The organism is Citrobacter sp. Cm038 (genome assembly GCF_030333105.1).
Lineage (GTDB): Bacteria > Pseudomonadota > Gammaproteobacteria > Enterobacterales > Enterobacteriaceae > Citrobacter > Citrobacter murliniae.
Genome location: NZ_JAOWGO010000002.1, coordinates 1 through 26,047 on the forward strand (window position 1 = coordinate 1; position 26,047 = coordinate 26,047).

The 26,047-nt window shown below is 49.4% G+C and carries 19 protein-coding genes; 14 read left to right on the plus strand and 5 right to left on the minus strand.

Features of this window, described 5'->3' with window-relative positions:
- Positions 1–321 precede the first annotated feature (321 nt).
- The 5 genes from OGY01_RS00005 to OGY01_RS00025 all read left to right on the plus strand — a co-directional run bounded on the left by OGY01_RS00005 (position 322) and on the right by OGY01_RS00025 (position 7,296).
- Positions 322–1,953: a sensor histidine kinase gene (locus OGY01_RS00005; RefSeq protein WP_045438823.1), complete on the plus strand. Its 1,632-nt coding sequence runs from the start codon at positions 322–324 to the stop codon at positions 1,951–1,953.
- The gene (gene dcuR / locus OGY01_RS00010) at positions 1,950–2,669 is read left to right on the plus strand and encodes a two-component system response regulator DcuR (RefSeq protein ID WP_045438821.1); all 720 of its coding nucleotides are present in this window, start codon (positions 1,950–1,952) and stop codon (positions 2,667–2,669) included. Before OGY01_RS00005 ends, dcuR begins: the two co-directional genes overlap by 4 nt.
- Before the next feature lie 750 nt (positions 2,670–3,419).
- A complete protein-coding gene (gene dcuB / locus OGY01_RS00015; RefSeq protein ID WP_045438818.1) occupies positions 3,420–4,760 on the plus strand; it encodes an anaerobic C4-dicarboxylate transporter DcuB in 1,341 nt (446 codons plus the stop codon).
- A gap of 96 nt (positions 4,761–4,856) precedes the next feature.
- A complete protein-coding gene (gene fumA / locus OGY01_RS00020) occupies positions 4,857–6,503 on the plus strand; it encodes a class I fumarate hydratase FumA (protein WP_045438812.1) in 1,647 nt (548 codons plus the stop codon).
- 160 nt (positions 6,504–6,663) lie between these two features.
- Entirely contained in the window at positions 6,664–7,296 is a 633-nt protein-coding gene (locus OGY01_RS00025; protein ID WP_045438810.1) for a DUF2238 domain-containing protein, read from the plus strand.
- A 54-nt stretch (positions 7,297–7,350) separates the two neighbouring features.
- Here the strand turns inward: OGY01_RS00025 and melA are convergent, their stop codons facing one another.
- Positions 7,351–8,706, minus strand: coding sequence for an alpha-galactosidase (gene melA / locus OGY01_RS00030; protein ID WP_286492178.1), 1,356 nt, complete (start codon positions 8,704–8,706; stop codon positions 7,351–7,353).
- Between the two features lie 268 nt (positions 8,707–8,974).
- Here melA and melR point away from each other — a divergent pair, with 268 nt between their 5' ends.
- The 7 genes from melR to pmrB all read left to right on the plus strand — a co-directional run bounded on the left by melR (position 8,975) and on the right by pmrB (position 18,463).
- Positions 8,975–9,907: a transcriptional regulator MelR gene (melR, locus tag OGY01_RS00035; RefSeq protein ID WP_045438806.1), complete on the plus strand. Its 933-nt coding sequence runs from the start codon at positions 8,975–8,977 to the stop codon at positions 9,905–9,907.
- 200 nt (positions 9,908–10,107) lie between these two features.
- Positions 10,108–12,375, plus strand: a complete 2,268-nt coding sequence (gene adiA, locus OGY01_RS00040) for an arginine decarboxylase (RefSeq protein WP_286492180.1) — start codon at positions 10,108–10,110, stop codon at positions 12,373–12,375.
- Positions 12,376–12,695: 320 nt separating this feature from the next.
- Positions 12,696–13,457 (plus strand): AraC family transcriptional regulator, encoded by a 762-nt coding sequence (locus OGY01_RS00045; RefSeq protein ID WP_045438799.1) that lies wholly within the window; start codon positions 12,696–12,698, stop codon positions 13,455–13,457.
- A gap of 127 nt (positions 13,458–13,584) precedes the next feature.
- Positions 13,585–14,922, plus strand: coding sequence for an arginine/agmatine antiporter (adiC, locus tag OGY01_RS00050; protein ID WP_045438795.1), 1,338 nt, complete (start codon positions 13,585–13,587; stop codon positions 14,920–14,922).
- Positions 14,923–15,069: 147 nt separating this feature from the next.
- Complete coding sequence (gene eptA, locus OGY01_RS00055; protein WP_286492182.1) at positions 15,070–16,707, plus strand: phosphoethanolamine transferase EptA; 1,638 nt, start codon at positions 15,070–15,072, stop codon at positions 16,705–16,707.
- Between the two features lie 4 nt (positions 16,708–16,711).
- Positions 16,712–17,380 (plus strand): two-component system response regulator PmrA, encoded by a 669-nt coding sequence (pmrA, locus tag OGY01_RS00060; protein ID WP_045438788.1) that lies wholly within the window; start codon positions 16,712–16,714, stop codon positions 17,378–17,380.
- Between the two features lie 9 nt (positions 17,381–17,389).
- Complete coding sequence (gene pmrB / locus OGY01_RS00065; RefSeq protein WP_167493969.1) at positions 17,390–18,463, plus strand: two-component system sensor histidine kinase PmrB; 1,074 nt, start codon at positions 17,390–17,392, stop codon at positions 18,461–18,463.
- On the opposite strand, the gene pmrR is transcribed toward pmrB, so the two are convergent.
- Entirely contained in the window at positions 18,457–18,546 is a 90-nt protein-coding gene (gene pmrR, locus OGY01_RS23655; protein WP_003826741.1) for an LpxT activity modulator PmrR, read from the minus strand. The genes pmrB and pmrR overlap by 7 nt on opposite strands.
- Before the next feature lie 104 nt (positions 18,547–18,650).
- Complete coding sequence (proP, locus tag OGY01_RS00070; protein ID WP_045438776.1) at positions 18,651–20,153, minus strand: glycine betaine/L-proline transporter ProP; 1,503 nt, start codon at positions 20,151–20,153, stop codon at positions 18,651–18,653.
- A 699-nt stretch (positions 20,154–20,852) separates the two neighbouring features.
- On the opposite strand from proP, the gene kdgT reads away from it, so the two are divergent.
- A complete protein-coding gene (gene kdgT / locus OGY01_RS00075) occupies positions 20,853–21,851 on the plus strand; it encodes a 2-keto-3-deoxygluconate transporter (RefSeq protein WP_045438773.1) in 999 nt (332 codons plus the stop codon).
- Positions 21,852–21,880: 29 nt separating this feature from the next.
- Here kdgT and OGY01_RS00080 read toward each other — a convergent pair whose 3' ends face one another.
- Positions 21,881–22,774 (minus strand): diguanylate cyclase regulator RdcB family protein, encoded by an 894-nt coding sequence (locus OGY01_RS00080; RefSeq protein ID WP_200012880.1) that lies wholly within the window; start codon positions 22,772–22,774, stop codon positions 21,881–21,883.
- A complete protein-coding gene (gene crfC, locus OGY01_RS00085) occupies positions 22,771–25,125 on the minus strand; it encodes a clamp-binding protein CrfC (protein WP_286492183.1) in 2,355 nt (784 codons plus the stop codon). The genes OGY01_RS00080 and crfC overlap by 4 nt, the downstream gene beginning before the upstream one ends.
- Positions 25,126–25,678: 553 nt before the next feature.
- Here crfC and OGY01_RS00090 point away from each other — a divergent pair.
- Entirely contained in the window at positions 25,679–26,014 is a 336-nt protein-coding gene (locus OGY01_RS00090) for a zinc ribbon domain-containing protein YjdM (RefSeq protein ID WP_003031835.1), read from the plus strand.
- The last annotated feature ends 33 nt before the right edge of the window (positions 26,015–26,047 follow it).

A 26,047-nucleotide genomic window follows, 5' to 3' on the forward strand; every position in this document is an offset into this window, starting at 1 on the left:
AGTTCTCCGGCGCCCGCAACCCTTAAATGTCAGAAAAATGACTGACTGCTGCATTCCACAGCAAAACCCTGCCTTATACCTGTTTACACACAGAGTTATCCACAAAGATGCTGGTATTTCCTGTTCTCTCCCCAGGTAGAAAGACCAAATCTGACGTAAATAACCCTCAACGTCAGCCATATCGTTCAGATTTATGCATCTCCGTTTCTACTACTCTATATAAGCAGTGCTGGCTTCAGCCCTCATAATCCCGGTTCCATCTTTGAATTACGTACTTCATAAAGCGATAATACCCATACAAACAGTGATTCCTGGACCACGATGAGACACACTCTGCAACGCTACGCTATACGTAAACGCCCAATGAAACTCGGTACAACCGTGATTCTCATGGTCAGTGCCGTACTCTTTTCCGTGCTGCTTGTCGTTCATCTGATTTACTTCTCACAAATCAGCAATATGACGCGTGATGCGTTAGCAAGCAAAGCGCTGGCTGTCGCGCGAACACTGGCAGACTCTCCAGAGATCCGCCGCGGTCTGGCAAAAAAGCCCAAAGAGAGTGGTATTCAGGAAATTGCCCTGGCGGTAAATAAGAGCAACGATTTCTTGTTCATCGTTGTCACTAATATGCAAAGCATCCGTTATTCGCACCCTGAAGCGCAGCGAATCGGTCAACCGTTTAAAGGTGACGACATTTTACTGGCGCTACAAGGGAAAGAGAACGTCGCCATTAATCGCGGCTTTCTGGCTAAAGCACTACGCGTCTTTACTCCTATCTATGATGAAAATCACCGGCAGATTGGCGTCGTGTCGATCGGCCTGGAGCTAAGCAGGGTCACCGAACAGATCAATGACAGTCGCGGTAGCATCATTTGGTCCATCTTATTTGGTGTTCTGGTTGGGTTGTTGGGCACATGGGTGTTGGTTAAGGTCCTTAAGCGCATTCTGTTTGGCCTGGAGCCTTATGAAATATCCAACCTGTTCGAACAACGCCAGGCAATGTTGCACTCTATAAAGGAAGGCGTTATTGCCGTTGACGAAAGTGGTGAAGTGACACTGATAAACCAGGCAGCGCAGGAGCTTCTTGATTACCGTAAATCACAAGACGATGAGCAGCTCTCAACGCTCAGCCATGCGTGGTCGCAAGTGGTCGATCTTTCAGAAGTATTACGTGATGGGACGCCACGCCGTGATGAGGAGATCACGGTAAAAGATCGGCTACTCTTAATCAACACCGTGCCGGTACTCAGTAACGGTAAGATCATCGGGGCCATTTCAACGTTCAGAGATAAGACGGAAGTCCGTAAGCTCATGCAACGTCTGGATGGTATGGTCAACTATGCCGATGCACTTCGTGAACGATCCCACGAATTCATGAATAAGTTGCACGTGATTCTGGGCTTATTGCACCTGAAAAGTTATAAGCAGTTGGAGAATTATATCATTAAGACTGCGAACAATTATCAGGAAGAGATCGGCTCACTGTTAGGCAAAATAAAATCCCCGGTGATCGCGGGTTTTTTACTCAGTAAGATTAATCGCACATCAGATTTAGGCCATTCCCTGGTTATTAGTAATGAAAGCCAATTGCCGGAAAACAGTAATGAAGATCAGGTGGCTGTACTGATTACCGTTCTGGGGAATTTGATTGAAAACGCTCTGGAGGCGCTAGGTCAAGAACCGGGTGGGGAGATCAGCGTATCCTTACACTATCGACACGGCTGGTTGCATTGTGAAGTGAATGACGATGGCCCGGGGATCGCCCCCGAGCATATTGATCACATCTTTGAGAAGGGCGTTTCGTCAAAAGGAACCGAACGGGGAGTAGGTTTAGCGCTTGTTAAACAGCAGATTGAAAGCGTTGGCGGCAATATTTCCGTCGAGTCTGAACCAGGGATCTTCACCCAATTTTTTGTACAGTTACCGTGGAATGGTGAGAGGGCCAGCAGATGATCAATGTCTTAATTGTCGATGACGATGCAATGGTAGCGGAATTAAACCGTCGATATGTGGCGCAACTCTCCGGTTTTCATTGCTGTGGGACCGCCTCTACGCTGGAGAAAGCCAAAGAGATAATTTTTCAAGGCGAGCACCACATTGATCTGATTTTACTTGATATTTATATGCAGAAAGAAAACGGTCTGGACCTGTTGCCCGTTCTGCACAGTGAAGGCTGCAAGTGTGATGTCATTGTCATCTCCTCCGCCGCCGACGCCACAACCATCAAAGACTCACTCCACTACGGTGTGGTTGACTATCTGATCAAACCGTTTCAGGCATCCCGTTTTGAAGAAGCCCTTACCAGTTGGCTGCACAAGAAAACGGAGATGGAAAAACACCAGTACTATGAACAGTCAGAGCTTGACCAACTGATCCATGGCAACTCTTCCAGCGAACAGGAAACGCGGCGCTTGCCCAAAGGGTTAACCCCCCAGACGTTACGTACGCTATGCCAGTGGATTGATGAGCACCAGGATCAAGAGTTTTCTACGGATGAACTGGCAAACGAGGTCAATATCTCCCGCGTCTCTTGTCGTAAATACCTCATCTGGTTAGTCAATTGTCACATCTTATTTACCAGCATCCATTATGGCGTTACTGGCAGACCAGTTTATCGTTATCGTGTTCAAGCCGAGCATTACTCATTGCTTAAACAATATTGCCAATAAAACACATATCTGGGATTATTCGTTATATAAAAGTAACAATTATTAAGATAATGAAAAATCCCTTTTTTGTTTGCTGACGCAGTAAAATAGTGATTTGCGTTAGATCAAATATATTTGTATATGATATGTTAATGCATTATTTTAATATTGACAAACGTCACAATGTTTTTAATTTCAAAATCGCTAACAAAAGTTAATTAAGTATTATCTAACTCACAGAGTGTGTATTTTTACCCATAAAGGATTAGTCTGAAATTAACCAGACATAAAAATCTAGCTGGTAGCAATGGAGAACATGCTACGTACTATGGACACCGTACATTTTTGTGAGCAAATAAAAGTATCCGCGAGCCAACCTCATTACATCATGAACTGGCGTGAGCGTGATCACACAAATAATCCTCTCACCCATTGTGCCGGTGGTTCACGTAATAGCGGAAAACATAAAGCTGATGATAAGCGCCTGGATAACCAGGACAAAATACAGACTGTACAGCGTCAGCCACTGCTCTTCATAACAAGCCCTGCTTCCCATCGCCTGAGGATTCTCTCCTCTGAACAAAGCCACAGAAAGAAAGTTTAATATTTCTAATAATCATAAAGAAACATTTTAACCAGACATTTGAATATTAATCGCAAATACGGACATACCGAATATTGACCATTTTCTGATGCTTATTCCAGCACAAAAGAATGTGGTGCAGATCCATTTTTTAAAAATTGACTGGTTTTTTCGCGAGGGTAAATAAAATGTTATTTAGTATACAACTTCTCATAATATTAATATGTTTGTTTTATGGCGCCAGAAAGGGCGGTATCGCGTTGGGTTTGTTAGGCGGTATCGGTCTGGTCATCCTGGTTTTTGTTTTCCATCTCCAGCCAGGTAAACCACCTGTAGACGTTATGCTGGTTATTATTGCCGTAGTGGCCGCGTCTGCAACCTTGCAAGCCTCCGGCGGTCTTGACGTTATGCTGCAAATTGCTGAAAAGCTGCTGCGCCGTAACCCAAAATACGTTTCCATCCTGGCACCGTTTGTTACCTGCACCCTGACCATTCTTTGTGGTACAGGCCATGTGGTATACACCATTCTGCCAATCATTTATGACGTAGCCATTAAGAACAATATTCGCCCGGAACGTCCGATGGCAGCGAGTTCTATTGGCGCACAAATGGGGATTATCGCCAGCCCGGTTTCCGTAGCCGTTGTGTCACTGGTCGCAATGCTGGGCAACGTGACGTTTGAAGGCAAGCATCTTGAGTTCCTCGACCTGCTCGGCATCACTATTCCGTCTACCCTGTTGGGTATCCTGGCTATCGGTATCTTCAGCTGGTTCCGTGGTAAAGATCTGGATAAAGATGAAGAGTTCCAGAAGTTTATCTCTGTACCGGAAAACCACCATTATGTGTATGGCGACACCGCGACTCTGTTAGACAAAAAGCTGCCGAAGAGCAACTGGCTGGCAATGTGGATCTTCCTGGCCGCTATCGCCGTTGTTGCCGTGCTCGGCGCAGTATCTGAACTGCGTCCTTCTTTTGGCGGCAAACCGCTGTCGATGGTTCTGGTTATTCAGATGTTCATGCTGCTGACTGGCGCACTGATTATCATTCTGACGAAAACCAATCCCGCATCTATCTCAAAAAATGAAGTCTTCCGTTCAGGTATGATCGCGATTGTAGCGGTGTACGGTATTGCCTGGATGGCGGAAACCATGTTCGGCGCGCATATGTCTGAAATTCAGGGCGTACTGGGCGACATGGTGAAAGAGTATCCATGGGCCTATGCGGTTGTTCTGTTATTGGTCTCTAAGTTTGTAAACTCCCAGGCTGCAGCGCTGGCGGCTATTGTTCCGGTTGCGCTGGCAATCGGGGTAGATCCTGCGTACATCGTTGCCTCTGCTCCGGCATGCTACGGTTACTACATTCTGCCGACCTACCCGAGCGATCTGGCGGCCATTCAGTTTGACCGTTCCGGCACCACCCACATTGGCCGCTTCGTTATCAACCACAGCTTCATTCTGCCTGGTTTGATCGGCGTAAGCGTATCCTGTGTCTTTGGCTGGGTATTCGCCGCAATGTACGGTTTCCTGTAATCACACTTCGCGTGCCGTCCAGTTTTGTACGGCACGCCACCTTTAAGATACAGAGAATTTTTAAATTCCTGATAAAAATGAAAAGGCTGGAAGCAAATGTCAAAAGTTGAATTCACTTACCAGGCGCCTTTCCCGCTGGGGGAAGACAAAACTGAGTACTACCTGCTGACATCCGATCACGTCAGCGTCGGCGAGTTTGAAGGCGAATCAATCCTGAAAGTAGCACCTGAAGCACTTACGCTACTGGCTCAGCAAGCCTTCCACGATGCCTCCTTCATGCTCCGCCCCGAACACCAACAGCAAGTCGCCTCCATTCTCCATGACCCAGAAGCCAGCGAAAATGATAAGTACGTTGCGCTGCAATTCCTGAGAAACTCCGAAATTGCCGCCAAAGGCGTATTGCCAACCTGCCAGGATACCGGCACGGCAATTATCATGGGCAAAAAAGGCCAACGCGTCTGGACTGGCGGCGGTGACGAAGCTGCACTCTCCAAAGGCGTATTTAATACCTATATTGAAGATAACCTGCGCTATTCACAAAACGCGGCGCTGGATATGTACAAAGAGGTGAATACCGGCACCAACCTGCCTGCACAAATTGATTTGTACAGCGTGGACGGTGACGAATACAAATTCCTCTGTGTCGCCAAAGGCGGCGGCTCTGCCAACAAAACCTATCTGTATCAGGAAACCAAAGCGCTGCTGACTCCCGGGAAGCTGAAGAATTTCCTGGTAGAGAAGATGCGCACACTCGGAACTGCCGCTTGCCCGCCGTACCACATCGCATTTGTAATTGGCGGTACTTCAGCGGAAAGCACGCTCAAAACAGTAAAACTGGCCAGCACGCACTATTACGACGCGCTGCCGACTGAAGGTAATGCCCATGGTCAGGCATTCCGCGATATTCAACTGGAACAGGAACTGCTGGAAGAAGCCCAGAAACTTGGCCTCGGTGCACAGTTTGGCGGAAAATATTTCGCTCATGATATCCGCGTAATCCGCCTGCCTCGCCACGGGGCATCCTGCCCTGTAGGTATGGGGGTCTCCTGCTCTGCTGACCGTAACATCAAGGCTAAGATTAACCGCGAAGGCATCTGGATTGAAAAGCTGGAACATAACCCAGCCCAGTACATTCCAGAATCACTGCGTCAGGCGGGCGAAGGCGAAGTGGTTAAGGTCAACCTTAACCGCCCGATGAAAGAGATCCTCGCCCAGCTTTCTCAATACCCGGTTTCTACCCGCCTGTCTCTGAGCGGCACCATCATTGTGGGTCGTGACATCGCCCACGCTAAGCTGAAAGAACGTATTGATTCCGGTGAAGGTCTGCCACAGTACGTGAAAGATCACCCAATCTACTACGCAGGGCCGGCAAAAACGCCAGCGGGTTATCCATCAGGCTCCTTAGGCCCAACTACTGCAGGTCGTATGGACTCTTATGTCGATCTGCTGCAGTCCCACGGCGGTAGCATGATCATGCTGGCGAAAGGTAACCGTAGTCAGCAAGTGACAGACGCCTGCCACAAACACGGTGGTTTTTACTTAGGTAGCATCGGCGGTCCGGCAGCGGTGTTGGCGCAGCAGAGCATCAAGCATCTGGAATGCGTGGAGTACCCTGAGCTGGGGATGGAAGCCATCTGGAAAATCGAAGTCGAAGATTTCCCGGCCTTCATCCTGGTTGATGACAAAGGTAACGATTTCTTCCAGCAAATCGTGAGCAAACAATGCGCTAACTGCGCGAAATAAGCCATTCGGCCCGGCACTGGACTGCTCCCAATAGTTGGATACTCAACCATTGGGGTCAGTCCGGTGATCCCCCCGGGCCAACTTTCCCCCTTAATTACTGGCATTGAAATTTTATCGTTCCCGGTAAATAGTAGGCTTTTCCACTCGTTGAAAAGTCACCATGAACCGCACACTCAACACATCGCTGCTCAACGCTGGCGCATTGCTGCTGGCGCTTATCCTTATCTACACCGGTTTTAGTGCCACAGAAAAAATCACCTGGTTGATGGAAGTTACGCCGGTCATTATTGTCGTGCCGCTGTTACTTGCCACGGTAAAGCGCTATCCATTAACACCACTGCTCTACACGCTGATTTTCTTTCACGCCATCATTCTGATGGTGGGCGGCATGTATACCTACGCCAAAGTTCCCATCGGTTTTGAAGTTCAGGAGTGGCTGAATCTGAGTCGCAACCCTTACGACAAACTGGGGCACTTCTTCCAGGGACTGGTCCCTGCACTGACGGCGAGAGAAATTTTAGTGCGCGGCAATATTGTCCATGGGCGTAAGATGCTGGCATTTTTAGTCTGCTGCGTAGCCCTGGCGATTAGCGCTACCTATGAACTGATTGAATGGTGGGCAGCGCTGGCGATGGGTCAGGGTGCTGATGACTTCCTTGGCACACAGGGAGATCCGTGGGACACCCAGTCGGATATGTTCTGCGCCCTGCTCGGAGCATTGACTACAGTAATTTTTCTGGCGCGTATTCATTGTCGACAGCTGCGGCGTTATGCATTAATTGCCACCAACTGATTGCCGGATGTTGTTCACGCTAATCCGGCCTGTGCATGACTGATGTAAATGACCTTATCGATGTAACCAGCCCGGTAACCAGTCACCGTGTGCCGCGATCAGGTCATCCACCAGCGCATAAATTTCCTCAATCCCCAATACCGCAGCGGTGTGCGGATCCATCATTGCCGCGTGATAAACACGATCGCGATTTTCCGTCAGGATGGCTTCCGTCAGCAGTGTCTGCACATTGATATTGGTTTGCATCATTGCCGCCAAATGCGACGGGAGGGTACCAACTTTTGTCGGCTGAATGCCGTTAGCATCGACCAGACAAGCCACTTCAACACAGCAACCTGAAGGCAGATTATCGATCAGGTTGTCATTACGAACGTTGCCATAAATTACGCTCGGTTCACCAGTCCAGAGAGCGTTCATGATAGTGCTGGCATATTCTCGAGACGGTTTAATATCAATACGCGCAGCCGTTTTGTACTCTTCCAGCTCTTGATGCCAGTTAGCCAGTTGTTCCACGCAACGTTTCGGGTATTCATCCAACGGAACCCTGTAGCGCTCAATTAGATCCTCGCGTCCCGGTTTGATAAACCACGGTGTATATTCGGCAAAGTGTTCAGACGACTCGGTGACGAAATACCCTAATTTTTTGAACATTTCATAACGCACAATGTTCTGACAACGCGTATTACCGTGAATATTCGGTTTCGGAGCCTGCCCTGCTTCATAGGCTGCCAGCAGTTCCGGGTAAAGATCCACATAGCTGCCATCGGCAGTTTTGCGTTCCAGCTCCAGATAAAACGCCATATGGTTGATCCCGGCGCTGCGATAGCGCAAAGAGGCTGGGTCGATATTCACATCGCGGGCCAGCTCCTCCGCCGTTCCCTGTACTGAATGGCACAACCCCACCTGCTTAATATGCGGATAACGGGCATACATTGCCCAGGTGTTCATCGCCATGGGGTTGACGTAATTAAGCAGAGTGGCATGTGGGCAGACTTCGGTCATGTCTTCACAAATCTGCCATAAATGTGGAATGGTGCGTAGCGCACGCATAATGCCGCCGGGCCCTAACGTGTCAGCAATAGTTTGCTCGAGCCCGTGACGCTTACAAACCGCAAAATCGGTGACGGTACACGGCTCATAACCACCAATCTGGAACGCGACAACCACAAAATCGGCATCCTGCAATGCCGATTTTTGTTCAGTATGGCAAGTGATGTGACCGGAAGCGCCAGCTGAATCCATCAGCTTACGCACCACAATATGCGACTCTTCAAGGCGGGTCGCATCGATATCCATTAAGGCAATATGCGCCGATTTCAGCGCCTCACGATGAAAGACATCCCCGAGAATATTTTTTACAAAGATCGTGGAACCGGCGCCGATAAAGGTAATTTTAGGTGCAGACATCATCACTCTCCAGAACGTTGTTGAATATCGTCATGGTGGCACGGGGTTTCCATGAAAACTTCCGGCTTCTGTAATGAGCACTCCCAAAAACTCAGATCCCCCTTCCGTCAACGAACAATCTGAGTTTATGGGATAAAATTGACCAAAAAGCAGAGTATGCGACCCAAAAATCTGACTATCTACACTCGCAGTGGAGCGATTTGCGCCTCAATTCTCAGTCTTATCCATCGGCAAATGGCATGATTCTGATAATTCAGGAAATGGAGCAACCATGAATACGCTGCCAACGCCACACCTCCCCCTTGATCCGCACATGTGCAATAGTGATGAACCGCAGACTCGTAGCCCGCTAACGCTGTACTCTGAATATCAACGTATGGATATCGAACTGCGCCCGCCGCAAGCCATGACCACCAGCCACTGGCATGGCCAGGTGGAGGTCAACGTCCCGTTCGATGGTGATGTTGAGTATCTGATCAATAACGAAGTGGTGCAGATAAAACAGGGCCATATCACGCTATTCTGGGCCTGTACACCGCATCAGTTGACGCGTATCGGCACCTGCCAGAACATGGCGATATTCAATTTACCTATGCACCTGTTTCTCTCCTGGCCACTGGACCGCGAGCTGATCAATCACGTCACCCACGGCATGGTGATAAAATCACTGGCCACACAGCAGTTGAGCACTTTTGAAGTTCAGCGCTGGCAGCAGGAACTGAGCAGCCCGAACGAACAAATCCGCCAGCTTGCCATCGATGAAATTGGCCTGATGCTTAAGCGGTTTAACCTTTCTGGCTGGCAGCCAATCCTGGTCAATAAAACCTCGCGCACACACAAAAACAGCGTATCCCGGCACGCCCAGTTTTACGTAAGCCAGATGCTGAGCTTTATCGCTGACAACTACGATCAAGCACTCACCATCAACGATGTTGCGGAACACGTAAAACTCAATGCCAATTATGCTATGGGGATTTTCCAGCGCGTAATGCAACTCACCATGAAGCAATACATTACCGCAATGCGTATCAACCACGTCCGCGCACTGCTTAGCGATACCGATAAAACAATTCTGGATGTCGCACTGACCGCTGGGTTTCGCTCCAGCAGCCGCTTTTACGACACCTTCAACAAGTTCGTTGGTATGTCGCCACAGCAATACCGCAAGCTGAGCCAACAACGGCGGCAATCCTCAACGACCTGAGCACCTGGCAATATCACTATCAGCCAAAAAAATAATCCCCCTGTCGATAAACAGGGGACAGAAACGGCTTAATCCTTTATCTAATGAATTGTTTATAAAGGATAAAAACCTCAAACAGTCTGTTTATTGACCGCTTTACTCACTTATTTATCAGGTAAATACTTGCCCTCGTCACACATCCTCCACTACGGGAAAAGACGATGAAAGTATTAATTGTTGAAAGTGAATTTCTGCATCAGGACACCTGGGTCGGTAGCGCTGTCGAACGTCTGGCTGATGCTTTAAGTCGGCAAAATGTTACCGTCATTAAGTCCACCTCATTCGACGACGGTTACGCCATCCTCGCCGCGAATGAAGCCATTGATTGCCTGATGTTCAGCTATCAAATGGAACAACAAGATGAACACCTGAATGTCAGGCAATTGATCGGTAAGCTTCACGAACGCCAACAAAACGTCCCTGTTTTCCTGTTGGGCGATCGGGAAAAGGCCACCGCGTCACTGGATCGCGACCTGCTGGAGCTTGTCGATGAATTCGCCTGGATTCTTGAAGACAGCGCTGACTTTATCGCGGGTCGCGCCATGGCGGCGATGACCCGTTACCGTCAACAGTTATTACCACCGCTGTTCAACGCCCTGATGAAATACAGCAATGTCCATGAATATTCCTGGGCAGCGCCCGGTCACCAGGGCGGTGTCGGTTTTACCAAAACGCCTGCTGGTCGCCTGTACCATGACTACTACGGTGAGAATCTGTTCCGTACCGACATGGGGATTGAACGTACCAATCTCGGGTCTTTACTCGACCACACAGGCGCATTTGGTGAAAGCGAAAAAAATGCCGCCCGCGTGTTCGGCGCAGACCGTTCCTGGTCCGTGGTAGTCGGAACCTCCGGCTCTAACCGCACTATCATGCAGGCATGCATGACCGATAACGACGTGGTGGTGCTGGACCGTAACTGCCATAAATCTATCGAACAGGGGTTAATCCTCACCGGAGCAAAACCGGTGTATATGGTGCCAAGCCGCAACCGCTACGGCATTATTGGGCCTATCTACCCGCAGGAAATGCAGCCAGAAACTCTGCAGAAAAAAATCAGCGAAAGCCCGCTGACTAAAGGTAAAGCAGGACAAAAACCGTCATACAGCGTTGTAACCAACTGCACCTACGACGGTGTGTGCTACAACGCGAAAGAAGCGCAGGATCTGTTAGCGCAAACCAGCGATCGCATTCACTTCGATGAAGCCTGGTACGGCTATGCCCGCTTCAACCCGATCTATTCCGATCACTACGCAATGCGTGGCGAGCCTGGCGACCATAACGGCCCAACCGTTTTTGCCACCCACTCGACCCATAAACTGCTGAATGCTCTCTCTCAGGCCTCTTACATTCACGTTCGTGAAGGTCGCGGTGCCGTCAATTTCTCCCGCTTTAACCAGGCGTATATGATGCACGCCACCACCTCGCCGTTATATGCCATCTGCGCATCGAACGACGTGGCAGTCTCCATGATGGACGGCAACAGCGGCCTGTCGCTGACTCAGGAAGTGATCGACGAAGCAGTCGACTTCCGTCAAGCCATGGCGCGGTTATACAAAGAGTTCACTACCGAGGGAGACTGGTTCTTCAAACCGTGGAACAAAGAGGTCGTAACCGATCCGCAGACCGGCAAAACCTATGACTTTGCTGACGCGCCAACCCAACTCCTGACCACTGACCAAAATTGCTGGGTGATGCGGCCGGGTGAATCCTGGCACGGTTTTAAAGACCTGCCGGATAACTGGAGCATGCTGGACCCGATTAAAGTCAGCATTCTGGCACCGGGTATGGGCGACGATGGCGAACTGGAAGAGTCCGGCGTACCGGCAGCTCTGGTCACAGCCTGGCTTGGACGTCACGGTATCGTGCCAACACGTACTACCGATTTCCAGATTATGTTCCTGTTCTCAATGGGTATCACCCGTGGGAAATGGGGCACATTAATCAACACACTGTGCTCTTTCAAACACCACTACGATGCCAATACTCCGCTGTCGCAGGTTATGCCTGAACTGGTAGAGGAACATCCCGACACTTACGCAAACATGGGCATTCACGACCTGGGCGACACCATGTTTGCATGGCTGAAAGAAAACAACCCTGGCAGCAAACTCAATGCGGCCTACTCCGGCCTGCCTGTCGCGGAAATCACCCCGCGTGAAGCTTATAACGCGATAGTAAGCGACAACGTTGAGATGGTGGCCATCGAAAATCTGCAGGGCCGTATCGCAGCAAATTCCGTAATTCCTTACCCACCGGGAATTCCTATGCTGCTGTCCGGTGAAAATTTTGGCGACGCCAACAGCCCGCAGATCGGATACCTGCGTTCGTTGCAGTCCTGGGACCATCACTTCCCTGGCTTTGAACATGAAACCGAAGGAACGGAAATTATTGACGGTGTGTATCACGTCATGTGCGTGAAAGCATAAGTCTTTTTTTGCTTAGTCTGCTTTTCTGCTTTCAAGGTTGACACATGATAATTGAGTAATTCCTGAGTATTGCTGCAAAACAATAACATTGTCATACCTTTTTGCGCGGGACAACCCCGCGCTTTTTTTATACAAAAAAAGCGTATTGCCACTTGCGTAAATAATTATGTACACCGCGATAATTCCTAAAAATATTGTAATTACTTTAAATCACGCTATTTTAACGCAGGTCTTGATTCATCATACAATTCCATTTAACCGGTATTGTTCACCCCTTGGTGAGCAACGGTATTTTATGTTCATATTCCAGGAGTTCGGGTATGAGGGTTTGCAGCAAAGAAGCTTGTGTTGTTGTATTAACGGAGAAAGATGTTTGGTTAAGGATTAACGGAAAAGAAGCCATCAGTTTAAAAGCTAACCATATGGCGTTATTAGCTTGTGAAAATAATATTATCGACTTCTCTTCACTCAATAATGCGCTGGTTGTCCATATCAGCCGCAGTATCATTAAAGATTACTTACGGTTCTTAAATAAAGATCTGTCACAGATCCCCCTCTGGCAACGCAGTGCCAACCCGGTAATGACCGCCGTCTGCCTGACGCCGGATGTCTTTCGGGTCGCCGCTCAACACAGCGTGATGGATAGCCAGAATGAAAGTGAATCCGAACGTAAACGCTCGTTGTTATTCACTGTGTTATCACGTTTTCTCGACAGTAAAAAGTTTATCTCCCTCCTCATGCATATGCTACGCAACCGTATCAGCGACTGCGTTTACCACATCATTGAGAGCGATATTCATAAAGACTGGAATTTAAGCATGGTCGCCAGTTGCTTATGCCTGAGCCCCAGTTTGTTAAAGAAAAAGCTTAAAAGTGAAAATACAAGTTACAGTCAAATAATTACTACCTGTCGAATGCGATATGCAGTTAATCAATTAATGATGGACGGAAAAAATATTTCACAGGTATCTCAGTTGTGCGGATATAACAGCACGTCATATTTTATTTCCGTATTCAAAGAGTTCTATGGCATGACGCCACTGCATTATGTAAGTCATTATCGGGAACGTTCGGCTGCCTGATTTTTAACCATTAAGCGATAAGCCACAATAATATCAGCATTAGCGATACCCCTTTTCCGACATCATAAAATAGCCGTATGAAGAGGTATGATACGTCGTCATTTATCCTTATCAGGAGTAAAAAAATATGTCGACGGATGCTGATGCTCACAAAGTGGGCTTAATCCCCGTCACCCTTATGGTGTCGGGGAATATTATGGGTTCCGGTGTATTCCTGCTACCCGCAAACCTTGCGTCAACTGGCGGGATTGCAATCTACGGATGGTTGGTCACTATTATCGGTGCTCTGGCACTGTCGATGGTATACGCCAAAATGTCGTCCTTAGACTCCAGTCCCGGTGGTTCATACGCTTATGCACGCCGTTGCTTCGGGCCTTTTTTAGGCTACCAGACTAACGTGCTGTACTGGCTGGCCTGCTGGATCGGTAACATCGCAATGGTGGTGATTGGCGTTGGTTACCTGAGCTACTTCTTTCCTGTCTTAAAAGACCCACTGGTCTTAACGCTAACCTGCGTGGCCGTACTGTGGATCTTCGTTTTGCTGAATATCGTCGGGCCGAAAATGATCACCCGCGTGCAGGCCGTGGCGACCGTGCTGGCGCTGGTGCCTATTGTCGGGATTGCGGTCTTCGGCTGGTTCTGGTTCCGTGGTGAAACCTATATGGCAGCCTGGAACGTCAGCGGCATGAACACCTTCGGCGCAATCCAAAGCACTTTAAACGTCACTCTGTGGTCATTTATCGGGGTGGAAAGTGCCTCTGTGGCAGCAGGCGTAGTCAAAAACCCCAAACGTAACGTTCCTATCGCCACTATTGGCGGGGTGCTAATTGCTGCCGTCTGCTACGTTCTCTCCACAACGGCGATTATGGGTATGATCCCTAACGCTGCACTGCGCGTCTCTGCCTCTCCGTTCGGTGATGCAGCACGAATGGCGCTGGGTAACACCGCCGGGGCGATCGTCTCATTCTGTGCGGCTGCAGGGTGCCTGGGGTCACTGGGCGGCTGGACGCTACTTGCTGGACAGACAGCAAAAGCAGCAGCTGATGATGGGCTGTTCCCGCCGATTTTCGCCCGCGTTAACAAAGCCGGTACCCCGGTTGCCGGGTTAATTATCGTCGGTATCCTGATGACTATCTTCCAGTTCAGTAGCATGTCGCCGAATGCCGCAAAAGAGTTTGGTCTGGTCTCTTCGGTATCCGTCATCTTCACGCTGGTACCGTATCTTTATACCTGCGCCGCCCTGTTGCTGCTAGGCCACGGTCACTTTGGTAAAGCGCGTCCACTGTACTTAGTGGTGACCTTCGTGGCATTTGTCTACTGCATCTGGGCCGTGGTTGGCTCTGGTGCCAAAGAGGTAATGTGGTCGTTCGTGATGCTGATGATCATCACCGCGCTGTATGCCCTCAATTACAACCGGATCCATAAAAACCCGTATCCGTTAGATGCTCCGGTTAACCGTAATTAATTTCGATGCTCACTGAAGCCCGATAGCACCAGCTCATCGGGCTTACTCATCACGCAACCAGCCGGTAAATGCAAACATTAAGAACTTAAGGTTGGCTTAATTTTACTTTGAGAGGATCTGCCCCACTTAGTTAATGGAACCCCCTTAATGTTCAAGCTCCTGTTTAAAAGACCGACTTTCGGGCAAATCAGCTGGCTTCTGCTGATCTCATTTTATCTTGCGACCTTCCTGAACATTGCGTTCTACAAACAGGTACTACAAGACCTGCCGCTGGATTCCCTGCGCAACGTACTGGTATTTTTATCAATGCCGGTAGTTGCCTTCAGCGTTATGAACATTGTACTGACGCTGGCCTCTTTCCTGTGGCTTAACCGCCTGCTGGCCTGCATTTTCATTCTGGCAGGCGCATCTGCCCAGTATTTCATTATGACTTACGGCATCATCATCGACCGCTCGATGATCGCCAATATGATGGATACCACACCAGCGGAAACCTTCGCCCTGCTGACGCCGCAAATGATCGTGACGCTTGGATTCAGCGGCATCATGGCAGCGGTAATCGCTTGCTGGATCAAAATCAAACCGGCAGCGCCAGTATTGCGTAGCGTGTTGTATCGAGGGGCCAATATACTGGTATCCGCTCTGCTGATCGTGCTGGTCGCCGCCTTCTTCTATAAAGATTACGCTTCGCTGTTTCGCAATAACAAAGAGTTGGTTAAGTCCCTCAGCCCGTCTAACAGCATTGTGGCTACGTCGTCCTGGTATTCCCACCAACGGCTGGCTAATCTGCCACTGGTACGCATCGGTGAAGATGCTCATCGCAATCCATTGATGACAAAAGAAAAACGTAAAAACCTCACCATTGTGGTTCTCGGCGAAACCTCGCGCGCCGATAACTTCTCGCTGTCGGGTTATTCGCGCCAGACCAATCCTCTGCTGGAAAAAGATAACGTGGTCTATTTCCCGCGCACCACCTCCTGCGGTACGGCGACAGCCGTTTCCGTACCCTGCATGTTCTCCAACATGCCGCGCGCACATTATGATGAAGAGCTGGCGCACCACCAGGAAGGCGTACTCGACATCATCCAACGGGCGGGGGTTAACGTGCTGTGGAATGATAATGACGGCGGCTGTAAAGGTGCATGTGACCGCGTACCGCATCAGAATATGACCGAGCTGAACCTGTCGGGGCAGTGTATTGATGGTGAATGCTATGACGAAGTCCTGTTCCACGGGCTGGAAGAGTACATTAATCAGTTGCAGGGTGATGGCGTGATTGTACTGCACACTATCGGCAGTCACGGTCCGACCTATTACAATCGCTATCCGCCACAGTTTAAGAAATTTACCCCAACCTGCGACACGAACGAAATCCAGACCTGCTCACAGCAACAACTGGTGAATACCTACGACAACACCATCCTGTACGTCGACTATATTGTTGATAAAGCAATTAATATACTGAAAGCGCATCAGGATAATTTCACCACCAGTCTGGTCTATCTTTCCGATCACGGTGAATCCTTAGGGGAAAATGGCGTCTATTTGCACGGCCTGCCGTATTCGATTGCACCGGACACACAAAAGCATGTACCGATGCTGCTTTGGTTGTCAGAGGATTACCAGCAGCGCTACCAGATCTCTCAGACATGTTTGCAAAAACGGGCAAACGCTGAAGATTTCTCACAGGATAATCTCTTCTCAACCCTGCTGGGATTAACAGGCGTACAGACAACCTATTACCAGGGCGCAGATGATATTCTGCAACCATGCAGGGGAGGCTAACCGAATGAAAATTTTGATTGTTGAAGACGATACGCTGTTGTTACAGGGGCTGATACTCGCCGCGCAAACGGAAGGTTACGCCTGCGATGGCGTGTCAACCGCCCGTGCAGCAGAGCATTGCCTGGAGAGCGGACATTATAGTCTGGTAGTTCTGGATCTCGGTTTACCCGATGAAGACGGCCTGCATTTTCTGAACCGTATCAGGCAGAAGAAATATACCCTACCGGTACTGATCCTCACCGCTCGTGACACGCTCAAAGATCGTATCAACGGACTGGACGTCGGTGCCGATGACTATCTGGTAAAACCCTTCGCCCTGGAGGAACTGCACGCCCGCATCCGGGCGCTATTACGTCGTCATAACAACCAGGGTGAGAGTGAACTTATTATCGGTAACCTGACGCTGAATATTGGTCGTCGCCAGGTGTGGTTGGACGGACAAGAGGTTATCTTAACGCCCAAAGAGTACGCGCTACTGTCGCGGTTGATGCTCAAAGCGGGCAGCCCGGTACACCGTGAAATTCTGTATAACGACATCTACAGTTGGGATAACGAGCCGTCGACAAATACGCTTGAAGTCCACATTCACAATCTGCGCGACAAAGTCGGGAAATCACGCATCCGCACGGTCAGAGGATTTGGCTACATGCTGGTTGCTACCGGGGAAAGCTAAGTGAAGCTGATACATTTTTTAAAACAACCGCTCCCGCTTCGTCACCGCCTGATGCTGACGATTGGCCTTATTCTGCTGGTCTTTCAGCTGATTAGTACCTTCTGGCTATGGCACGAAAGCACTGAACAAATACAGCTGTTCGAGCAGGCGTTACGCGAAAACCGTAACAACGATCGCCACATCATGCATGAGATCCGCGAGGCCATCGCCAGCCTGATCGTCCCCGGTATCTTTATGGTCAGCCTGACGCTGATTATTTGCTATCAGGCAGTACGGCGTATTACCCGTCCCCTTGCTGATTTACAAAAAGAGTTAGAAGCACGTACAGCAGATAACCTGACTCCTATCGCTATTCGCAGCTCGACCATTGAGATCCAGGCGGTAGTCTCGGCACTCAATCAACTGGTGACGCGACTGACCACCACCATCGAAAACGAACGTCTGTTTACCGCCGATGTCGCCCACGAGCTTCGAACGCCGTTATCCGGCGTTCGCCTGCACCTGGAACTGCTGTCAAAAGCCCACAACGTTGACGTTTCGCCGTTGATTGCCCGTCTTGACCAAATGATGGACAGCGTGTCGCAGCTACTGCAGCTCGCCCGTGTGGGTCAGTCGTTTTCCGCCGGGAATTACCAGCATGTGAAACTACTGGAAGACGTGATATTGCCTTCCTACGATGAGCTCAGCACTATGCTGGACCAGCGGCAACAGACGCTATTACTACCAGAGAGCGCCACGGATGTCGTCGTCCGGGGTGACGTCACGCTGCTGCGTATGCTGCTGCGAAACCTGGTGGAAAACGCACATCGTTACAGCCCGGAAGGCACCAATATTACGATTGTCCTAAACACAGAACACGATGCGTTGATGGCCGTCGAGGATGAAGGGCCAGGAATTGATGAAAGTAAATGCGGGGAGTTAAGCCAGGCGTTTGTACGCATGGACAGTCGTTTCGGCGGCATTGGCCTGGGATTGAGTATTGTTAGCCGTATAACCCAGCTCCACCATGGCCAGTTCTTCTTGCAGAATCGCGTCGGAACTACCGGCACCCGAGCCTGGGTGGTGCTGGAGAAAGATCAGTAAGAGCTCACCCATACGTACAAAAAGCTGCTCACGATCAGCACGCTGCATACGGTGGTTAAACTTTCATAAATACGGGTTTTCATGACACTCTCCTCCAATAATCTGGAGGAGAGTTTGCCTGACAGAGATTAAGCCAACCTTAAGAGCCTGCCCTATTAGGCTCTAAGCCCTGGCTTACAGGAAAAGATTACTCATCAATACGCGGGTGCTGCTGTACCAGTCGCGAACGCTTGACCTGCAATTCAGCAATTTCCTGATCGATATCTTCAATCTTCTGCTCGATGTTATCGTAGTGCTCACCGAGGATTTCTTTCGCTTCCTGTATATCCGAAGCCGCAGGGGTCGCTCCTTTCAGTGGCTGATTAGCGGTCTCTTTCATGGTCACGCCGGTAATTAAACCCACCACCGCAATCACCATCAGATAGTAAGCAGGCATCATCAGATTCTGCGAACTTTCCACCAGCCAGGCAGCCAGCGTTGGGGTCAAACCGGCAATCAATACCGAAATATTAAACGCCGCAGCCAACGCACTGTAACGAATGTGCGTCGGGAACATCGCCGGTAACGATGATGCCATTACCCCGGTAAAGCAGTTGAGGATCACCGCCAGCATCAATAAACCAGCGAAAATCAGGCCAATAATGTTGCTGTTAATCAAAATGAATGCCGGGATCGCCAGCACAAACAGCGCAATACTGCCCATAATAATAAACGGACGACGCCCGAAACGGTCGCTGAGCAGCCCCATCACCGGTTGTACAAACAGCATCCCGATCATGATGGCGATAATAATCAGCACACCGTGATCTTCAGAATAATGCAGGTTATGCGACAGGTAGCTCGGCATATAAGTGAGCAGCATGTAATAGGTGACGTTTGTCGCAATCACCAGACCAGTACACGCCAGCAGGCTACGCCAGTGCTTGGTCGCAATTTCCTTAAAGGAGACTTTCGGCCCTTCCTGCAAACCCTGACGGTCGCCCTGCTCCAGCTTATCAACGTGCTGTTGAAACGCCGGAGTCTCTTCCAAAGCGTGACGCAGATACAGACCAATCAACCCTAACGGCAACGCGAGGAAGAACGGAATACGCCAGCCCCAGTCAAGGAAATTCTCCTCACCGACGACGGTGGAGATCAACACCACGACGCCCGCACCCAGCACAAATCCCGCGATGGAGCCGAAATCCAGCCAGCTCCCCATAAACCCACGCTTACGGTCGGGAGAGTATTCCGCGACGAAAATTGATGCGCCGGTGTACTCCCCACCCACTGAGAAGCCCTGCGCCATCTTACACAGCAGCAGCAGTATTGGCGCCCAGATACCAATGGAGGCATACGAAGGGATAAGTCCGATACAGAACGTACTTATCGACATAATCACAATCGTGATAGCAAGTATCTTCTGGCGACCATATTTATCGCCGAGCATACCGAAGAACAATCCGCCAAGCGGTCGAATCAGAAAGGGAACGGAGAAGGTGGCAAGTGCAGCAACCATCTGCACGCTGGGGTCAGCCCCCGGGAAAAACACTTTACCTAATGCGTAAGCTACAAACCCATAAACACCAAAATCAAACCACTCCATTGCATTACCTAACGACGCAGCGGTAATGGCTTTTCGCAGTTTACCGTCATCGATAATGGTGACGTCGCGAAGCGTGATAGGTTTTATTTTTTTCCTTTTTAGCATACCTGTCCTCTTAGACTTAGCCCTGTCGCGCACAGAACGAATCACTCAACGCAGCATGCGCTAAGGTCATCGGCCTTGCGGGGAATGCACTGGCGCAATCCCTGTAACAAGCGTAGCAGGTTTACTTACACTGACCTGAAGTGTGCAGTACAACCGAACCTGTTGACGCCTGATTGGGCGGTTAATGACCTCTTTACCCTAACAGTGTTTAAATTTGTGATCAACTTCACACATAGTTTTTCATTTCGTCAACATGCGTAAATAAGGTCATTCTTAGTCAGCTTTTTTACATAAAGTCGTTGCGATTTATTGGCAATTATCTACAAGAGAATCACCCTGTCGCACCAACAATCACCGCAGTCATTATTATTCTGCTAGCGAAAAAAACATCTAATCCCTTCACAAAAAATTCACAGATTTTTTAATAGCCGGAAGCTTTAGGAATTTTTGCTCGGAATATGTGATGAAGATAACTAAAACACCGTTTTATTTTGATTGAATCATCGTTCTCATGAATGCACACTAATTCCAGACGCAATATCCCTGGGAGCAGTTAGATGCTCAACGTATGCCGCGTTAGATTTTATAAAACAAAGAGATAGCCGTTTTCTTTGTTGTTATTTTTAAGTAACCATTTGAATTTAAATAATTTTTAATTTCTTGCGCGTTTGATACCAGCGACAAGACATGAGGACGTTTATGAAAATTAAAGCCACGATTGAACGCATCCCCGGCGGAATGATGTTGATTCCACTGTTATTAGGCGCAGTATTAAATACGTTAGCTCCCGATACCGGTGCTTATTTCGGTTCATTTACAAAAGGAATGATCAGCGGCACCGTTCCGATTCTGGCTGTGTGGTTTTTTTGTATTGGCGCATCTATTGATTTACGCGCAACCGGAACAGTATTACGCAAATCCGGTACGCTGGTATTAACCAAAATAGCCGTGGCCTGGGCAGTGGCAATGATTGCCGCTTCATTTATCCCTGACACAGGTATTCAAACTGGTTTCTTTGCGGGTCTTTCCGTTCTGGCGATTGTCTCGGCAATGGACATGACCAACGGTGGTCTGTACGCCAGCCTGATGAATCAGTACGGTACTAAAGAAGAGTCCGGCGCATTCGTTCTGATGTCACTGGAGTCTGGCCCGTTAATGACTATGGTCATCCTGGGTTCTGCAGGCCTCGCTTCCTTCGAACCGCACCATTTCGTCGGTGCAGTCTTACCGTTCCTGATTGGCTTTGCGCTGGGTAACCTGGATCACGACCTGCGTTCCTTCTTCAGCAAAGCGACGCCGGTGCTGATTCCGTTCTTCGGCTTCGCGCTGGGTAACACCATTAACCTGAGCGTCATTGTTGATACCGGTCTGCTGGGTATCCTGCTGGGTGTCGCGGTAATCGTTATTACTGGTATCCCGCTGATTATTGCCGACCGTGTCATTGGCGGAGGGAACGGTACTGCGGGCGTTGCAGCCTCTTCTGCGGCAGGTGCTGCGGTGGCAAATCCGGTGATCATCGCTCAGATTAACCCGGCATTTGAACCCGTTGCCGCCTCAGCGACGGCATTGGTTGCCGCCAGCGTTATTGTCACTGCGATTTTGGTACCAATTATCACCGCGCTGTACGCCAAACGTTTTAACAAACAGCCGGTCGTCACAGAGACTGCGGCCACACCAGCGGATTCTCTGCACCACTAAGTTTGCCCCAACGTACTCACCGTCCCCTCTCAACCCATGAGAGAGGACGGTGCAAAAATCTCTTCAACCATCGCATCAACTAACCGCTTTGCCGAACACAGCCTCGGCATTCCCAACGCCACATTTTGCCAACGCTGCGTTACCGACCAGCTCACCGGATGCCGCTCTGCATCACACCAGTCACCAAGCCAGCTCAGCATATCGTTGTGTTCACTTGATCCGCCGACAGCAGGTGTACTGAGCCATTGGTGATAATAATGACGCGTAGTAGGTGCAGCATTTACGCTATGTGCCAGCGCCTGGGTAGCCATCGTGCGCAGATTGTCTTTTAGCATCGATACCACATCGGCATTCCCCAGCCGACAGGCATCTCCAAAGGCTCCCCAACGTAGCTCCTCCAGCGCGATGAAGCAGCGCCCCGGCAATGACCAGCCGTCATAAGCGCCGGCACGCCAGCGAGTAAAAATTTGTTCGCTATGTTCACCTGCCTGGACAGTCAGCCCTCGTTGGACAAGCGCCTTCTTTTTATAAGCGCTGCGTTGTGTAAACCAGTCGGAGAGTGCGCTTATCTGCAGCATTACGCCCTGGGTGGCATGACCGCGCGGATTTTCCATTTGATGCATAAACAACAGTCGTTCAGCAATACGCATCAGTGCCAGATGCCCCGGATCGATCATTCCCGCCAGTTTCTCCACCAGCTTAAGACGCATAACCAGGTGCTCGCTGGACACTCCCGCCATAACCCACGCCCGAAGCTGAGTCTGGGATAACACTTCTTGCGTCAGGCGCGCGCGCAGTCGCTTCTGCTGTTGCAGAAAACCGCCGGAACGTTTGGTTTCATCTCCCTGAACCAGGTCGACCATAAACTTCGGGTAGACACACTCCAGCGTCCGCCCTGGGCCTTCCAGTAACACGTTAGTCATGTATGCTCTACTGCAAAAAGGGTGTGAATATCGTCACGTAGCAAGCGAGAATCTTCATAAATCCATGCCGCAGTCGCAATACGATGCTGTAATTGCTCACTCAGGGCATTCACTGCAGATTCATTTTGCTGACGCAGGGCCAAACTCTCACGCAGGCTCGCCTGTAATTGCGTCAGGCTCAGTGAAAAATCGGCAAAAAACGTTGCCATACCTGCCGTAACGGAAATATCGACCTGCGCCACTAAAGCTTTACGGATTTGTTGGCAAAACAGGGTGACGTACTGCACCAGGCTCTTGTGCAGTACGCTCATATCAATCAGGTAACGCGTTTTGGTTTCAACGTAATCATTCCATCCCCAGTTTGGCTGGTTCAGCCAGCGGGAGAAAGTGTCCCGCACGCCTCCCACCGTGGAGGTGGTATTTTCCGACGGCATATCCTGTTCAATGGCTTCGTTAAACAACTGGCGAGTATTGAAGTTGAACATCGCCGCATGAAATGCCGGAAAACGGATCCGCGCACGAAATCCGGTATGGCTCAGTTCCTCTTTCACCCGCAGCTCAATTGGCCTCATGGCCTCGTTTAACGTCCGCGACAGCGTCGACTCCAGTTGCTCAAAACGCAACGCCAAATCGCGACTGATATTCTCCTGCGCTGCCAGCAGGACGACTTCACAGGACGACCGAATTTTATCTAATACAATCTTCGCTTGCCCTTCGTCATGCAGCACCAGCATTTCACCCGCCATTTCCGCCGCTGCAATGGACGCTCCCATACCGTGTTGTGAAATCCTCAACACGTTTTCTTTTGCAAAGAACGCATTAATTCTAAAAAGAATATCGGCTTGCTGTTGATTGAGAAACGCCGTGGCAGATTCCAGCGCCAGCTCAACCTCGTGGTTAACTTCATCACTCACCCGCTCCTGGCTCACCTGAAGCTGCTGCATATCTTCTTCAATATGGCTGACATTCAGCTGCAGCTTTTCATACGCTACTGTTAAGCCGTGATAGCGAAACTCCAGGTATTCATGCGCGCTTTGCGCATAGTTCAATAACTTATGTGACGCAGAGCGTAGTGCATAGAGCGAAGCATTAGCGTAGGCAGCATGGATCAATTTTTGAATCGGCTGCTCAAACAATGAATCTTCCCAAAGCAAATCGGCGGCATGCCTAATATGCTCCGTATCATCAAGATCGGTGGTTCGCCAGCGCCTGCCGAGCGCCGCTTCGGCAAAATCCTGTACCCAGCGTTGTTTATGGTGATCCGGCAACCGCCCGTTAGTCGTCAACTCATGACGCGCCCTGTTCGCCAGATATCCCCACATTGAAGAAACCGGATAAATACGTTCAGGTGTAATAGCGCCTTTCATCAAGGTACCGGAAATCAACGCCCGCACCTGCTCTTCATCATCACTATTGCGGTCTTTCTGATCGAATTTATTCACCAGAGCGTACAACGGCACCGACTTTCCAACCGCTGTAATGGCCTGACGGACTTCCTCATCCGAAATAGATTTCAGTTGGGTATAATCCATCACCGCCAGCACCGCTGAAGCCCGCGCCAGCTGTTCATTAAGCATCTTTTGTAAGTGCGGCTGCCCCGCCTCATTTGGCCCCGGCGTATCCAGCAGGGTCAATTGCCCCGGATAGCTCGCCAGCCCGGCCAAATGCACAAACTCAACTTCAATAACCGGAATATGCTCAATCGCTGCGTAAGCGGAAAAAGGAAAATCGACCTCCAGCGCTTTTGACAGACGCACAAGATCGTTCAGACTTTTGAGACAGTGGAAAATAGGTTCTGCGCCAAGATAATACCGTTCAAATGCCACGCCGGTTTCAATACGCTGAAGCAGGGCATTCATATCCTTATCAATTTCCAGCGTCTGAGTCAGAAGCTGGCGATCGCACTCCCGCACGCGCTGCTGTAATAAATTCATCAAGTCATCAATCGGTGCAACATGAGAAAAATGCAGCACCGGCTCTTTCTGACCTGGCGTATGGCGGATAAGCGTCGGCAGCGCCGTCATCGGGCGATTACGATTAGGCAGAACCTCCGTACCCACAATCGCGTTTATTGTCGTCGATTTACCTGCCTTCATGGTGCCGACAATAGCCAGCACCATCTCCAGACGCGTTATCTTTCGCAGCTCATTGTTGAGCGTTGCCTGCTGGACATCCATGCCACGCGCACTGAAATGCAGGGGCTGTACCTTTCCGCTATGCTCTCCTTCTTTCTGCGTGACGTTATCCAACGATGTCGCGGGCAATTTTTGTAATTGCTTGAGATGTTCCTGAGAGAGCATCAGCAAGCGTTCAGCTTCCTGACTTAATTCATATATTGTCTGTGTGTACATGGAAAATTTTTCCTTAACGCAAATAGCAGTGCTTTTATTTAGCCAAATCGTTTTATTTATAGACTTTCGGCTTTTATAATTACGTGTGGAAATAATTAAAAATCAAAACAACCAATTGATATTTTTAATATAGAATTCAATGTATAACCGTTGGCCTGAGGCCTCTCACTTACTGTATTAAGTAAGAAAGATAAAGAGAGTAGTTCAGTTTTAAAAAATGCCAGCTTAATTCCCCTACCTAAATTAAGGGGTCGTGAAGCATTCACATACAATGGCTAAGTGATACTGAAAGTCGTGTGACCTATGAATATCAGGTGGTTTGCCTCACCTTATCTTAAATAACAAAGCGTAGCAATTTCCCTTAAAAAATATTCAGTCCGGATTTCAGGTACTGGAAAGCAAAGGAATTGTGGTGTTTAACTGCAGCCTGCCATTTTTCTTAATCGGACAGTAGTCCCGACAAAAGCAGGGATTTTATGTATAATTGCGGCCTTTTTCGGCAATCTGCCATTTTTGGGCGCTTTTGCCCCTGCTGACTTTTGAGGAAATCTACATGTCATTACCACACTGCCCACAATGCAACTCCGAATACACTTACGAAGATAACGGCATGTTCATTTGCCCGGAATGCGCCCACGAATGGAACGATGCTGAACCGGCTCAGGACAGCGACGAACTGATCGTGAAAGACGCTAACGGCAACCTGCTGGCCGACGGCGACAGCGTTACCGTCGTGAAAGATCTGAAGGTAAAAGGTAGCTCTTCAATGCTGAAGATTGGGACCAAAGTGAAAAACATCCGTCTGGTTGAAGGCGACCACAACATTGATTGCAAGATCGATGGATTTGGCCCAATGAAACTGAAATCCGAGTTCGTGAAAAAGAACTAATGATTATGCCCGGTGGCGCTTCGCTTACCGGGC